We start from the raw sequence: 15,729 nt of genomic DNA on the forward strand, positions 1-15,729 counted from the left end.
AAGTTAATTAGGTCAAGCCCTCGACCTATTAGTATCAGTCAGCTAAATATGTTACCATACTTACACCTCTGACCTATCAACCTTGTGTTCTTCAAGGGGTCTTACTAGCTTATGCTATGGGAAATCTCATCTTGAGGTGGGCTTCACGCTTAGATGCTTTCAACGTTTATCCCTTCCCGACTTAGCTACCCAGCTGTGCTCCTGGCGGAACAACTGGTACACCAGAGGTCAGTCCATCCCGGTCCTCTCGTACTAAGGACAGCTCCTCTCAAATTTCCTACGCCCACGACGGATAGGGACCGAACTGTCTCACGACGTTCTGAACCCAGCTCGCGTGCCGCTTTAATGGGCGAACAGCCCAACCCTTGGGACCTACTTCAGCCCCAGGATGCGACGAGCCGACATCGAGGTGCCAAACCTCCCCGTCGATGTGGACTCTTGGGGGAGATCAGCCTGTTATCCCCGAGGTAGCTTTTATCCGTTGAGCGATGGCCCTCCCACGAGGTACCACCGGATCACTAAGCCCGACTTTCGTCCCTGCTCCACTTGTGGGTGTCGCAGTCAGGCTCCCTTCTGCCTTTGCACTCTTCGAACGATTTCCGACCGTTCTGAGGGAACCTTTGGGCGCCTCCGTTACTTTTTAGGAGGCGACCGCCCCAGTCAAACTGCCCACCTAACAATGTCCTGTGACCAGATTCATGGCCGCCAGTTAGAACTTCAGTACTATCAGGGTGGTATCCCAACGTCGACTCCACTAAAGCTGACGCCCTAGTCTCTCAGTCTCCCACCTATCCTGTACAGACAATACCGAAATTCAATGCTAAGCTACAGTAAAGCTCTACGGGGTCTTTCCGTCCAATCGCGGGTAACCAGCATCTTCACTGGTACTACAACTTCGCCGGATTTGCAGTTGAGACAGTGCTCAAGTCATTACGCCATTCGTGCGGGTCAGAACTTACCTGACAAGGAATTTCGCTACCTTAGGACCGTTATAGTTACGGCCGCCGTTTACTGGGGCTTAAGTTCACACCTTCGCTTACGCTAAGTGTTCCCCTTAACCTTCCAGCACCGGGCAGGCGTCAGCCCCTATACATCAGCTTACGCTTTAGCAGAGACCTGTGTTTTTGCTAAACAGTTGCTTGAGCCTATTCTCTGCGACCTACTCTCATAGGCATCCCTTATTGCTAACTTACGGGATCAATTTGCCGAGTTCCTTAACTGCAATTCTTCCGCCGGCCTTAGGATTCTCTCCTCACCTACCTGTGTCGGTTTGCGGTACGGGCACTACTTCTCTCTCTAGACGCTTTTCTTGGCAGCGTGGAATCATGTACTTCAGTTCCGTAGAACCTTCCCCATAACATCTCATCATTATTACAACGGATTTGCCTATTGTAACTGACTAAATGCTTAGACTAGCATCCAATAGCTAGCACACACTATCCTCCTGCGTCACGCCATCGATAATAACGATGGTAGTGGTACTGGAATATCAACCAGTTGTCCATCACCTACGCCTTTCGGCCTCGGCTTAGGTCCCGACTAACCCTCAGCGGACGAGCCTTCCTGAGGAAACCTTAGGTATTCGACCTGTAGGATTCTCACCTACATCTCGCTACTAATGCCAACATTCTCACTCGTAATCAGTCCACCACTCCTTACGGTATGACTTCAGCCCGATTACGACGCTCCTCTACCGCTTGAATAAATTCAAGCCCGTAGCTTCGGTGGTAAGTTTTAGCCCCGAACATCTTCGGCGCAGGATCTCTCGACTAGTGAGCTATTACGCACTCTTTTAATGAGTGGCTGCTTCTAAGCCAACATTCTAGTTGTCTTAGAAATCCCACATCCTTTTCCACTTAACTTACACTTTGGGACCTTAGCTGACGATCTGGGCTGTTTCCCTTTTGACCACGGATCTTATCATTCGTAGTCTGACTGCCGAACTTATAGTATATGGCATTCGGAGTTTGATAAGGTTCGGTAAGCGCTATGCCCCCTAGCCCATTCAGTGCTCTACCTCCATTACTCATATTCGACGCTAGCCCTAAAGCTATTTCGAGGAGAACCAGCTATCTCCGAGTTCGATTGGAATTTCTCCGCTATCCACAGCTCATCCCATGCTTTTTCAACAGCAACGTGGTTCGGTCCTCCACGAGGTTTTACCCTCGCTTCAACCTGGCCATGGATAGGTCACCCGGTTTCGGGTCTACGACATGCAACTAGTTGCCCTGTTAAGACTTGGTTTCCCTTCGGCTCCGTACCTTAAGTACTTAACCTTGCTACATATCGTAACTCGTTGGCTCGTTCTACAAAAAGCACATCATCGCACACATAAGGTGCTTTGATCGGTTGTAGACATATGGTTTCAGGTTCTATTTCACTCCCCTCCCGGGGTTCTTTTCACCTTTCCCTCACGGTACTGCTTCACTATCGGTCATCAGGTAGTATTTAGCCTTGGGAGGTGGTCCTCCCTGCTTCCCACAAGGTTTCACGTGTCTCGTGGTACTCTGGATTAGAACTTGATTACTCTAACTTTCATTTACAGGACTATTACCTTCTACGGTAGAGCTTTCCAGCTCTCTTCAATTAGTTATAGTTTCTCGTTATGTTCTATCCACAACCCCGGAAACAAGTTTCCGGTTTGGGCTCTTTCCCTTTCGCTCGCCGCTACTTAGAAAATCGATTTTTCTTTCTCTTCCTCTAGGTACTTAGATGTTTCAGTTCCCTAGGTTTACCCTCGTTAACCTATTTATTCAGTTAACGATACATGAGGTTTCCCATGTGAGTTTCCTCATTCGGAAATCTTTGGATCTCAGACTATGTGCGTCTACCCAAAGCTTATCGCAGCTTATCACGTCCTTCGTCGGCTCCTGATGCCAAGGCATTCACCATACGCCCTTTGTAGCTTGACCTTTGTTTCTATCTTTTAGATAGTTGCAATCAATTTTACAAAGAATAGTAAATTTAATTGGCTTTACTCTATTTATTAATACTTATGTGTAATTTTCAAAGAACATAATTTTGAAAGAACTTAGTCTTTCAAAATTAAACAGATATTTAAGAAGCATTCTTTATTATCATCTTAGTTTTCCTAAGATGTTCTTCCTTAGAAAGGAGGTGATCCAGCCGCAGGTTCTCCTACGGCTACCTTGTTACGACTTCACCCCAATCGCTGACCCTACCTTCGGCCGCTGCCTCCTTACGGTTAGCTTACGGACTTCGGGTATTGCCAACTCTCATGGTGTGACGGGCGGTGTGTACAAGACCCGGGAACGTATTCACCGCGACATTCTGATTCGCGATTACTAGCAACTCCAGCTTCATGTAGGCGAGTTTCAGCCTACAATCCGAACTGAGACAAGTTTTTGAGTTTTGCTCCACTTCACAGTATTGCTTCTCTTTGTACTTGCCATTGTAGCACGTGTGTAGCCCTAGACATAAGGGGCATGATGATTTGACGTCATCCCCACCTTCCTCCCGGTTAACCCGGGCAGTCTCGCTAGAGTGGTCAACTTAATGGTACCAACTAACAATAAGGGTTGCGCTCGTTGCGGGACTTAACCCAACATCTCACGACACGAGCTGACGACAACCATGCACCACCTGTGTTCCTGTTCCCGAAGGAATTTCCCACATTACTGGTAATTCAGGACATGTCAAGTCTAGGTAAGGTTCTTCGCGTTGCTTCGAATTAAACCACATGCTCCGCTGCTTGTGCGGGTCCCCGTCAATTCCTTTGAGTTTTAATCTTGCGACCGTACTCCCCAGGCGGAATACTTAATGCGTTAGCGGCGGCACAGAGACTTGGGGCCCCTACACCTAGTATTCATCGTTTACGGCGTGGACTACCAGGGTATCTAATCCTGTTTGCTCCCCACGCTTTCGAGCCTCAGCGTCAGTTACAGTCCAGAGAATCGCCTTCGCCACTGGTGTTCTTCCTAATCTCTACGCATTTCACCGCTACACTAGGAATTCCATTCTCCTCTCCTGCACTCTAGATATCCAGTTTGGAATGCAGCTCCCAAGTTAAGCTCGGGTATTTCACATCCCACTTAAATATCCGCCTACGCTCCCTTTACGCCCAGTAAATCCGGATAACGCTTGCCACCTACGTATTACCGCGGCTGCTGGCACGTAGTTAGCCGTGGCTTCCTCCTTAGGTACCGTCATTATCGTCCCTAAAGACAGAGCTTTACAATCCGAAGACCTTCATCACTCACGCGGCGTTGCTGCATCAGGGTTTCCCCCATTGTGCAATATTCCCCACTGCTGCCTCCCGTAGGAGTCTGGACCGTGTCTCAGTTCCAATGTGGCCGATCACCCTCTCAGGTCGGCTACGCATCGTCGCCTTGGTGAGCCGTTACCTCACCAACTAGCTAATGCGCCGCGGGCCCATCTCATAGCGGATTGCTCCTTTGATTGTTAAAAGATGCCTTTCAACAATGTTATGCGGTATTAATCTTCCTTTCGGAAGGCTATTCCCCTCTATGAGGCAGGTTGCCCACGTGTTACTCACCCGTCCGCCGCTAGAAAAGCTCCGAAGAACTTTTCTCGCTCGACTTGCATGTGTTAAGCACGCCGCCAGCGTTCATCCTGAGCCAGGATCAAACTCTCAAATTAAAATATACTAATTTCTTAGTTTTTATTTGAGTTTAATCTACTCATATTACTTATAAAAGAATTGCTGGTTTACTTAAATTATCTGTTTAATTTTCAAAGACCATTGTTTTTCTTTTTTCTTTGTCGCCCTCAAGCGACTTTCTTAGTTTAACATTTGATTAAACATTTGTCAACAAGTTTTTTAATTTTTATCTTTAACTTAATTTTTTGTTTTTATTAAGTTATCCTTGCGACGTGTTTTATCTTATCATAAATATATCTATGTATTGAATATTTATAGTGCCTTAAAATTTAATTATATTAATTATACTAATAAATTCTCTTTTTTTATCCTTTATTTATTACTCGATACACCAGGTATAGTATATATGCAAATTTTATTATATTTTTTACTTTTATATAAATATAAAACAAAATTAATTCTTTTAAGTTAAGTTTCATTTAAGACATTAAAGGAAAATTTTAAAATCAATAAAAGCTACAAAACTTTTAAATTTTGTAGCTTTGTTTTATATTAAAATTTATTATCATACTTTTTATTTTTAGCATTTATTTTAGAAAATTGCTCCACTATCTCTCCTATAAATCTAAATGTACCTTTTTTATAAAATCTATAAATCAATATACTTATTATTATTCCTCCTAATGTACAGGCACATATATCTGTCATAGTATCTGTTAAACTATTTAATTGTGAATTAAAACCAAATAGTTGATCTCCTGCAAATTCCCAAATTTCCCAAAGAGCTGATGAAGCTACTGAAAATAAAAAAGCATTTAATGTTTTTACTAATGCAGATAATTTAAAAAATACTTCTTCAGGAAGTAAAATTCTAAGTGCCAAAATTCCTCCTATACCTATTATTATTCCTGAAATAAAATGAAGAAAAGAATCCCACCAAGAAAAAATAATATACATATCACACATTTTCCCAAGAAACAAACAAAGAAATATAAAAACTTGAACTGTCAAATCAATAATACTAGTTAACTTTACATTTATGAGTTTAAAAACAATATCAACACCTAAAGATGTTAATAAAAAGACAATAGCTCCAACTATATGTGTAACATCATGTTCTAACAAATAAAAAAAACATAGTATAACAGTAATAAGTCTAAAAAAGTTTTTTATTATCAAATTATATAACACTCTTTTATTCTTACTCATTATTTTTCCTTTCTTTTTACTTGATTACTATATAATATATTATTCTAGTTTATGATTTTTAACATTATATAGAATTGTATATTTTATTTTCCTTAATTTCAGTGTTTTTCATAGTGTATTAATTTTCTTTCTCCACATACTAATATCAACAAGGGATAGAAAGTCACTTGTTGATAAAATATATTATTTTTTAAGGAGGAATTAAAAATGAATAGAAAATTAGTTCCAGAAGCAAAGGATGGTTTAAACAAATTTAAAAACGAAGTAGCTAATGAAATGGGAGTTCCATTTAAAGACTACAATGGAGAATTAAGTTCAAAACAATGCGGAAGCGTTGGTGGAGAAATGGTTAAAAGAATGGTAGAACAATACGAAAAAGGAATTAAATAATTCTATTAATTGTTTACATTCAATTAAATATTAATTTTTAAATAAAAGCTACATTAAATTATTTTAATGTAGCTTTTACCTTTAATTTCTTTACACACCTTCATAATCAAAAGCAGGAATAAAACTTTCTTTTGCAGTCCCTTCTTCTTGAATAAATGCATTTTGTATGCCTATAGATATAGCATAATCTATTATAGTATTATAATATTTTTCACTAATTTTTTTATTTATTTCTGGATAATTTTCAACATGTGCCAAAGGAGTATATTGATTCATTATACTTATATAAATTTTATCATCATATGTCTTATGTAAATAATCTAATATCTTTTTTGAATCAAATAACAATCCAGGTAAAAGTAAATGTCTTACTATAACACCTTTTTTAATTATTCCGTTTTTGTCAAATTGAATATCTCCAACTTGTTTCACCATTTCATCTATTGCTTTAATAGCAAAATTAAAATAATCTTTTGCATTTGAATACTTTAAAGAATATTTATTGCTAAAATACTTTAAATCTGGAAGATAAACATCAATATATCCTTTTAAATATCTTAGGGTTTCTATATTTTCGTATCCACTACTATTGTATATAATCGGTAAATTTAATCCCTTATTTTTTGCAATTTTTAACCCTTCTATTATTTGTGGCACATAATGAGTTGGCGTAACTAAATTTATATTTAATGCTCCTTTGTGTTGAAGTTCTAAAAATATATCACTTAATCTTTCAATTGATATTTCTTTACCTGCACTACATTCACTTATATCATTATTCTGACAAAAAACACATTTTAATGTGCAATTTGAGAAAAATACTGTTCCTGAACCTTTTTCTCCTGATATACAAGGCTCTTCCCAAAAATGAAGTGCCGCTCTAGCAACTTTTAACTTATCTGTAGCTTTACAAAACCCAATCTTATTATTTAATCTATCAACTTTACAATTTCTAGGGCATAACTTACAACTTTTTAATAAATCTATCATTATCAATCACCTAAATTACATTTATATTGAACATATATACTTAATTATAACATTTTAAAGATAAAAACCACTTTAATTTTAAATAAGAAAAAATAATATTTTAATCACCAAAAATATATACAAGAATACAATACTTTTTATCATTTACTATAATAAATTTATATGAAATAATTTTGTAAATTTTTCATAAATTTATTATGGTAAGATTTAAATAATAACAAGTACTGGGAGGACTACTTATGGAAAAAATTAAAATTGGAAATAGCAATTTAGAAGCATCTAGAATTGCTTTTGGTTGTATGAGTCTTGGAGGAGGTTGGAACAAAAACCCTATCTCTTTGCAAGATGAATATAAAGCATTTGCTGCTGTAGATTGTGCTCTAGAGAATGGAATTAACTTTTTTGATCATGCAGACATATATTGTTTAGGAAAATCTGAAGAAGTATTTTCAAAGATTCTAGACAAAAGACCTAAATTAAGAGAAAACTTAATTCTCCAATCTAAATGTGGCATAAACAATCTTGGTAAAACACCTTACTATGATTTCAGTAAAGATTACATATTAAGTTCCGTAGATGGGATATTAAAAAGATTAAAAACTGAATATTTAGATGTTCTGCTTTTACATAGACCTGATTCATTAGTTGAACCTGAAGAGGTTGCTGAAGCTTTTGATATACTAAAAACTTCTGGGAAAGTAAGACATTTTGGGGTTAGTAATCATAACGCTATGCAAATTAGATTATTAAACAAATATTTAAATGAACCATTAATTGTTAATCAACTTGAAATTTCACTTGCAAACAGTAGCATTATAGATGAAGGGTTAAACGTTAATTCTAATACAAACCCTGGACCAATGCGTAACTTTGGAACATTAGAATATTGCCGTCTACATGATATTACTCTACAAGCTTGGTCTCCACTTGCTGGTGGAAGAATTGTTGATCCTAAAATTGAAAAGTATAGAAAATTAAATATTACATTAGATGAATATGCCAAAAAATATGGAGTTAAGAAAGGGGCTATAGTTGTTAATTGGTTATTAAGACATCCTGCTAAAATACAACCTATAATAGGTACCCGTTCTATACAAAGAATAAAACATATTTGCCAAAGTTCTCAAATCAAAATCAGCAGAGAAGAATGGTATAACCTTTATAATTTAGTAGAACACAGAAAACTTCTTTAGTAATAAAAAAATTAAGCGTAAAGCCTAATACTTTACGCTTAATTTTTAAAGCTTATTTACCCTTAATGCTCTCATAGCATTTAATACTGCAATTAATGCAACTCCAACATCTCCAAAAACAGCTTCCCACATATTTGCCATTCCTAAAGCTCCAAATATTAAAATTATTACTTTAACTCCAATTGCAAAAGCTATATTTTGAATTACTATATTTCTTGTTCTTTTTGCTATTTTTATTGATGATACTATTTTTGATGGTTCATCTGTCATTATTATAACATCAGCAGCCTCTATTGCTGCGTCTGAACCAACTCCTCCCATTGCAATTCCTATATCAGCTCTTGCAAGAACAGGTGCATCATTTATACCATCACCAACATATATTACTTTTTTATTCTTAGATTTTTCATTTTCTATCTTTTCTAATTTTTCTACTTTTTCATATGGTAAAAGTTCTGAGTAAACTTCATCTATATTAACTAGTTTTCCAATACCTTCACCAACTTTTTTATTATCACCTGTAAGCATTACAGTTTTTTTAATACCTATTTTTTTAAGTTCTTTAATAGCAACTTTTGTATCCTCTTTTATTTCATCAGATATTATAATGTTTCCTACATACTCATTATCTATTGCTATATAAACCACAGTTCCAACAGTTTCCTCTTCTTTACAAACTATATTTTCTTTATTCATTAATTTTTTATTTCCTGCTAAAACTACTTTATCTTTATAGTTAACTTTAATACCATGCCCTGAAATCTCTTCATAATTTTTTACATTCTTTTTTTCTATTTCTTTTCCATAAGCTTTTATAATAGATGTAGCTATTGGGTGACTTGAAAAACTCTCAGCTGCTACTGCATATTCCATTAAAATATCTTTGTCAAAACCATTTTCTACATTTATTTTTGTTACATTAAAAGTTCCCTTTGTTAATGTACCTGTCTTATCAAAAACTACAGTTTCAACATTGTTTAAAGCTTCAAGATAATTTCCTCCCTTAACTAGAATTCCATTTTTAGAAGCTCCTCCAATCCCTCCAAAAAATCCTAAAGGAATTGATACAACTAATGCACAAGGACAAGAAACAACTAAAAATACTAACGCTCTATATATGCTTGAAGAAAACTCCATTCCTGTTACAAAAGGAGGTATAAAAGCTAAACATGCAGCCAATATTACAACTATTGGAGTATAATACTTAGCAAACTTTGTTATAAAGTTTTCTGTATGAGCTTTTTTACTACTTGCATTTTCCATTAAGTTAAGTATTTTAGCTACTGTTGATTCACTAAATGCTTTTGTTACCTTAACCATTAATAATCCATTTTTATTTATTGCCCCACCTAAAATTTCATCACCTATTGACGCATTTCTTGGAACACTCTCACCTGTTAAAGCTGATGTATCTAACATTGATTTTCCCTCTATAATTACACCATCTAAAGGAACTTTTTCTCCAGGTTTTATAACTATAATATCTCCTATATTAACATCTTCTGGAGATACTTTTTTTATATCTTGTCCATTTTTTACATTAGCATAATCCGGTCTTATATTCATTAGAGATTTAATAGATCTTCTTGAACTATCAACAGCCATATCTTGGAACAATTCTCCTACTTGGTAAAAAAGCATTACCGCAACACCCTCTGGATACTGTTTTATAGCAAATGCTCCTATTGTAGCTAAAGCCATTAAGAAATTTTCGTCAAAAACTTTACCTCTAACTATATTTTTACCAGCCTTTAATAAAACATCTCCACCTACTATAAGATAACTTATTAAAAACAAAATTCCTTCAACTATATCTGGAAAGCCAAAAGCTAAACCTATGAAAAATAATGCTCCACCAACCCCAAGTCTTATAAGATTAGTTTTATTTTCTATCCATACACTTTTTTCTTCTTTATTTAAAGATTTTTTAGTATCATCTAAAACTTCACATTTGGTACCTGGTTCAATCTTTTCTATAAGATTTAATGCATTATCTATAACATCATTTTTTAAGCTCTTACTTTCTATATTTAATATAAGCTTTTTAGACATAAAATCTAATGTAGAATCAACAACACCATTTATATTTTTTGATTGCCTTTCTATTTTTGCTGCACAATTTGCACAATTTAAATTTGACATATAAATTGTAATTTTTTCTGTGCTATCTAAAATCTCACATTTTGTTCCCGGTTCTGTCTTTTCTATAAGATTTAAAGCATTCTTTATAACATTCTCTCTTACATTTTTATCTTTTATATCTAGTACAAGTTTTTTAGACATAAAATTCAAACTAGATCCAACGACGCCATCTATATTTTTTGATTGTCTTTCTATCTTTGCTGCACAGTTTGCACAATTTAAATTTGACATGTAAATTATAACTTTATCATTACCTCTTTTATTTAAAGGAAGTATTTCTTTATGAGTAACTGTAAGTTTATTTGTAGAGGACAATTTTATTTTATTTCCTAAATATTTTTTTATAAGTTTTTTTTCTTGGTTATCCAAACTTATCTCTTCCACAACAATTCCTCCTTTTTTCTTTATAATATAAATTTTTATAATTCTAATTTCCTATCAACATATGAACAAATATTCATATGTTCATATATTATTATATACAGATACAACGTTTTTGTCCACATAGTAAAAAATTTTTTTTATTTTTTAATAATTTATATATCATTTACTGATGATTAACAAAAATAAAAAGGCTATACAAAATAGCACAAGCCTTTTTATTAATAATTCAAATTAAATTCACTAAGCGGAAATATTATGTTTATTTTTGTTCCATTACCTTTTTTAGATTCTATATTTATCCCAAGCCCAAGTTTTTCACAAAGCTTTTTACAAAGATACAAGCCTATACCAGTAGATTTCCCAAACTCTCGCCCATTTTCACCAGTAAAACCCTTATCAAACACTTTAACTATATCTTTTTCATTAATTCCAATTCCATTATCTTCTATGGTTAAAACTATATTTGATTTATTTTTAGCAGAATATATCTTTATAATAGAATCTTTTTCTTTTGAATATTTTAACGAATTACTTATTATTTGATTTAATATAAATTCAACCCACTTACTATCACTAAAAACCTCTTCATCTAATTGCTCTATATCTAATTTTACTTTTTTGTTTATAAAATCCTTTGAATTTCTTCTTATAACTTTTCTAGTTATCTCCTTTAAGTTTATATTTTTAACTATATAATCTTTATTAGCATCAGCAATTTTAGCATAATATAAAACCTGTTCTATAAAATTTTCTATTTTATCTAGTTGAGGATTTATTTTTTCTTTTATATCTCCTTCATTATTTTCTAACATAAGTTTTGCTGAAGCTATTGGTGTTTTTATTTCATGAACCCACGTTTCTATGTACTCTCTATATTCTCTTTGCATAATTTTATACTTTTTCACGTTCTCATTCATAGATTTATTGGTTTCTTGCAAAATCTCATAAAGAACACAACCTTCGATAAAATTAGGTTTTTCCATTATTTCTGGTATTAAATATTTATCTTTTAAATTATCTAAAACAACTTTTACTTTAGCATAATATATTTTTTTATTTATTCCATCAATTATCATATAAGACAAAAGAGGAGCAAACCATATAAAGACAAATAATATTATTGATTGTATGCTAAAACTTGATAAGAACATAAACATAGAAATTGTTAGTACTATTAATATATTAATTAATAAAAAATTGAATTTTTCTTTAAAATATTCTATTAAACTCATAGCATTATGTACCCTAATCCTCTTCTAGTTTCTATTGGATTTTTAAGCCCAATACTTTCTATCTTTTTCCTAAGCCTTGTTATATTTACAGATAGCGTATTATCATCAACAAAAAAATCATCATTCCAAAGATATTCCATAAGATTTTCTCTAGAAATTATCTTTCCTTTATTTTTTATAAGATAAGATAAAATTTTTATTTCATTTTTAGTTAAGTTTAAAGTATTATCTTTATAAGATATAGTTCCATTTGATAAATTTAATACTAAATCTTTATATACCATAGATTCTTGAACTTCTTTTGAATAGACTCTCTTTAAAACAGAATTTATTCTAGCTAAAAGAATTTGTGTATTATATGGCTTTGTAATGAAATCATCAGCCCCTAAATTCATACTCATAAGTTCATCTATATCACTATCTCTACTTGTTACAATAATTATTGGAACATTAGAATTTTTTCTTATTTCTCTACATATATAAAAACCATCAAAAATAGGTAAATTTATATCTAAAAGAATTAAATCCGCATTTTCTTTTTCTATCTCTTCTATAACATTTTCAAATTTTTCTATAACTAAAGCATCGTAATTATATCTACATAAAAAGGTTTTAAGCTCATTTCTTATTGCTTCATCATCTTCAATTATTAAAATCTTTTTCATAATTTTTTCCTCCTTCTAAATTTCCCCTATTTAATAATATATATTATATTTAGTATAAAAACTATTGCTTAATAAAACTTTAAATAATAAGTAAGTAACTAAATAAAGGATTGTATTAGAATACTAAATTTATTTTAATACAATCCTCTTTTATTATTTATTATTTTTAATTATTCTTTTATAACTTGTGTATGTTGCATAAAAATATCCACTATATATTAATAGAATAAACACCAAAGTAATTAAAGCTGAAATCATTATATTGGTACTTCCAAGTGCAGATATAAAATCATTTACTACATATATTGCAACTATTGAATGAACTATAGCTAATGCTAACGGAGCACCAAAATATATTAAAGTTTGTATAAATATTGATTTATTTATCATTTTATCCGTAACCCCTATTTTTCTAAGAGCTTTATATCTATTTATACTATCACTTGCTTCTGACAATTGTTGAAGAGCTAAAACTGCTGCACTTGCTATTAAGAATACAATTCCTAAATATATTGATAAATATATTACTATAGCTGATAATCCTAAACTTTGCTCATAAAGTTGAGTTCTAGTATATCCATTTCCTATATATCCATCTGGTTTTTCTCTATTTAATTTATTAAATATAGCTTCAATATTACTTTCTTGCGTTTTCTTTTCTGCATTACTTCCTGTATAATTTATATTTATATACCCTGTATATGGAATTAAATTTTGAACAATTTTATCCGGAACAACTAGGGTTATAGTATTAATAGCCATTCCTGATGAATATAAAGAATCCTCAATAGCTTTATCATTTTGAACTTTATATTCTGTTCCATTTATATCTATTTTACCGTTATTTTTTATAAAATCATTTATAGGGCCTTCAAACTTTTGCACATTAGATAAAACCAATACATCATTATTAGCTAAATTTATCGGTTTTTGTCCTTCTAATTCCCTCATTTTATTATATTGAGAAATGCTTACAGCCATACAATAATCATTATAACTATTATCTATTGCTTTTTTCATGGTATTTGGTACATATGGAAGCAACATTTTTCTCATACTTACATCATTAAGTTGATACTGAGCTATATAAGATTTATTAGTATATTTAGATAACTGATTGTTTACAACTTGAGTTAGCTCATTTGCTTAAGATACACTATCGCTAGAATAATAAATTTCTATCGAAGCATCAAAAGGAGTATTTTTCTTTACACCTTGTTCCATTGTGTTTTTAAATCCAAGCCCACTAGATAACATAACTGTTGTTATAAATAGCATAAGACATATTAAAGACATTGATAAAAAGTTTGTATTAAATTTACTGCTTATTTGTCTAACTATAAAAATATTTAAATTTTTCAAATAAATATTTTTGCTTCTTTGAATAACATATAGTACAATCCCTGATAATCCAAAGAAAAATAAAAATGTTCCAATTACGCCCAAAACCATAGATGATTGAAAATATATGGATTCTATATTTAAACCAGATTTATTTATAAAAATATATGCTACTACTATAAAAATTACTGCTAAACAAAATATAATACTTGAAATCACAGGATTTCTCATTTTTATTTTTTCATTTTTCTTAGATGCATTTAACAAATCTATAAGTTTATATTTAGATATAATAACTGTATTAAATATCATGACAAGTAAAAATATTATTCCAAAATACAAAATTGTCTTTAAAACTGCATCTATTGAAAAAGCAAACTGATAACTTGTCATTGATCCCATAAATAGCTTAGCTGTTAAAATAGATAACCCTTGTGATAAAACTACCCCTAAAATCAGCCCTATTCCTAAAGAAATTATTCCAATTAAAACTGTTTCAAGCAAAAGTATATTAGATACTTTTCTCTTTGGCATACCAAGAATTATGTAAATGCCCATCTCTTTTTTACGCTTTTTTATTAAAAAATTATTTGCATATATTATTAAAGCACCAAGTATAAACGATACAAAAACAGATGCAATGGAAATGACACTACTAAAAAGTTTCATATATGCTTTTTGACTTACAGTGAGGTCTAACATAGCTTTTTGAGATTCTATAGAATTAAAACTGTAAAATATACAAACTGCAAAAGTTAAAGTTAAAAAATATATAGTATAATCTTTAAAACTTTTTTTTACACTATTTAAGGCAATTTTAGAATACACTGTTTGAGTCACCTCCAAGAATCGTTATAACTTCTATTATTCTATCAAAAAACTCTTTTCTTGAATCATTTCCACGAATAAGCTCATTAAATATCTTACCGTCCTTTATAAATAAAATTCTATGAGCATAACTTGCAGTAAAAGCATCATGAGTTACCATAAGTATTGTTGCCTTTAATCTTTCATTTAAATTTTCAAAAGAATCTAATAAAAGTCTTGATGATTTTGAATCTAATGCTCCAGTTGGTTCATCAGCTAATATTAAAGATGGATTTGTAACTATGGCTCTTGCAGATGCTACTCTTTGTTTTTGTCCTCCTGACATTTCGTAAGGATATTTATTTAAAATAGATGATATTCCTAAATTTTCTACAATACCTTTTATTAAAGAATCTATTTCTTTTGGTTTTTTTCCTTGAATAGTTAATGCTAAGGCTATATTTTCATAAGCTGTTAACGTATCTAAAAGATTGAAATCTTGAAATATAAAGCCTAATTCATTTTTCCTAAAATTCTCTAATTTTTTTGATTTTAATTTCGTTATATCATGACCATTTATAATTATATTTCCTGTTGTTACCGTATCTATTGTCGAAATACAATTTAAAAGAGTTGTTTTTCCACTACCTGAAGGTCCCATAATGCCAACAAATTCTCCTTTATCTATTGTAAAACTTATATTATCTATGGCCTTTGTTATATTTGATTTTCCACCATAATATTTTTCTATATTATTAACTGTTAATATATTTTCCACTATAATTCCCTCCAAA

Annotated in this window: 10 protein-coding genes and 2 rRNA genes; 2 read left to right on the forward strand and 10 right to left on the reverse strand. The window is 32.2% G+C overall.

The genetic code is table 11. The features are described 5' to 3' along the window. Positions 1-8 precede the first annotated feature (8 nt). The 3 genes from DR020_RS02655 to DR020_RS02665 all read right to left on the reverse strand — a co-directional run bounded on the left by DR020_RS02655 (position 9) and on the right by DR020_RS02665 (position 5,791). Positions 9-2,912, reverse strand: a 23S ribosomal RNA gene (locus tag DR020_RS02655). Between the two features lie 198 nt (positions 2,913-3,110). Beyond that, a 16S ribosomal RNA gene (locus tag DR020_RS02660) occupies positions 3,111-4,620 on the reverse strand. Together the 16S and 23S rRNA genes form the textbook arrangement of a ribosomal RNA operon. A gap of 514 nt (positions 4,621-5,134) precedes the next feature. Beyond that, positions 5,135-5,791, reverse strand: a complete 657-nt coding sequence (locus tag DR020_RS02665) for a hypothetical protein (RefSeq protein ID WP_055259633.1) — start codon at positions 5,789-5,791, stop codon at positions 5,135-5,137. 207 nt (positions 5,792-5,998) lie between these two features. Between DR020_RS02665 and DR020_RS02670 the strand changes: the two genes are divergently transcribed. After that, a complete protein-coding gene (locus tag DR020_RS02670; protein ID WP_055259637.1) occupies positions 5,999-6,181 on the forward strand; it encodes an alpha/beta-type small acid-soluble spore protein in 183 nt (60 codons plus the stop codon). 90 nt (positions 6,182-6,271) lie between these two features. Here the strand turns inward: DR020_RS02670 and DR020_RS02675 are convergent, their stop codons facing one another. After that, positions 6,272-7,171 (reverse strand): radical SAM protein, encoded by a 900-nt coding sequence (locus tag DR020_RS02675; RefSeq protein WP_112365198.1) that lies wholly within the window; start codon positions 7,169-7,171, stop codon positions 6,272-6,274. A gap of 239 nt (positions 7,172-7,410) precedes the next feature. Between DR020_RS02675 and DR020_RS02680 the strand changes: the two genes are divergently transcribed. Then, positions 7,411-8,364 (forward strand): aldo/keto reductase, encoded by a 954-nt coding sequence (locus DR020_RS02680; protein WP_055259638.1) that lies wholly within the window; start codon positions 7,411-7,413, stop codon positions 8,362-8,364. 45 nt (positions 8,365-8,409) lie between these two features. Here DR020_RS02680 and DR020_RS02685 read toward each other — a convergent pair whose 3' ends face one another. The 6 genes from DR020_RS02685 to DR020_RS02705 form a co-directional block, all read right to left on the reverse strand. Next, positions 8,410-10,737 (reverse strand): heavy metal translocating P-type ATPase, encoded by a 2,328-nt coding sequence (locus DR020_RS02685; protein WP_112365298.1) that lies wholly within the window; start codon positions 10,735-10,737, stop codon positions 8,410-8,412. Positions 10,738-11,108: 371 nt separating this feature from the next. After that, positions 11,109-12,122, reverse strand: coding sequence for a sensor histidine kinase (locus tag DR020_RS02690; protein WP_112365199.1), 1,014 nt, complete (start codon positions 12,120-12,122; stop codon positions 11,109-11,111). Continuing rightward, positions 12,119-12,787 (reverse strand): response regulator transcription factor, encoded by a 669-nt coding sequence (locus tag DR020_RS02695; protein WP_112365200.1) that lies wholly within the window; start codon positions 12,785-12,787, stop codon positions 12,119-12,121. The genes DR020_RS02690 and DR020_RS02695 overlap by 4 nt, the downstream gene beginning before the upstream one ends. Positions 12,788-12,940: 153 nt before the next feature. Further along, the gene (locus DR020_RS12665; protein WP_321523631.1) at positions 12,941-13,843 is read right to left on the reverse strand and encodes an FtsX-like permease family protein; all 903 of its coding nucleotides are present in this window, start codon (positions 13,841-13,843) and stop codon (positions 12,941-12,943) included. A gap of 90 nt (positions 13,844-13,933) precedes the next feature. Next, a complete protein-coding gene (locus DR020_RS12670) occupies positions 13,934-14,956 on the reverse strand; it encodes an FtsX-like permease family protein (RefSeq protein WP_321523632.1) in 1,023 nt (340 codons plus the stop codon). Next, positions 14,946-15,713: an ABC transporter ATP-binding protein gene (locus DR020_RS02705; RefSeq protein WP_055259648.1), complete on the reverse strand. Its 768-nt coding sequence runs from the start codon at positions 15,711-15,713 to the stop codon at positions 14,946-14,948. The genes DR020_RS12670 and DR020_RS02705 overlap by 11 nt, the downstream gene beginning before the upstream one ends. Positions 15,714-15,729: the final 16 nt, after the last annotated feature.

This window comes from Sarcina ventriculi, assembly GCF_900456775.1.
GTDB lineage: Bacteria > Bacillota > Clostridia > Clostridiales > Clostridiaceae > Sarcina > Sarcina ventriculi.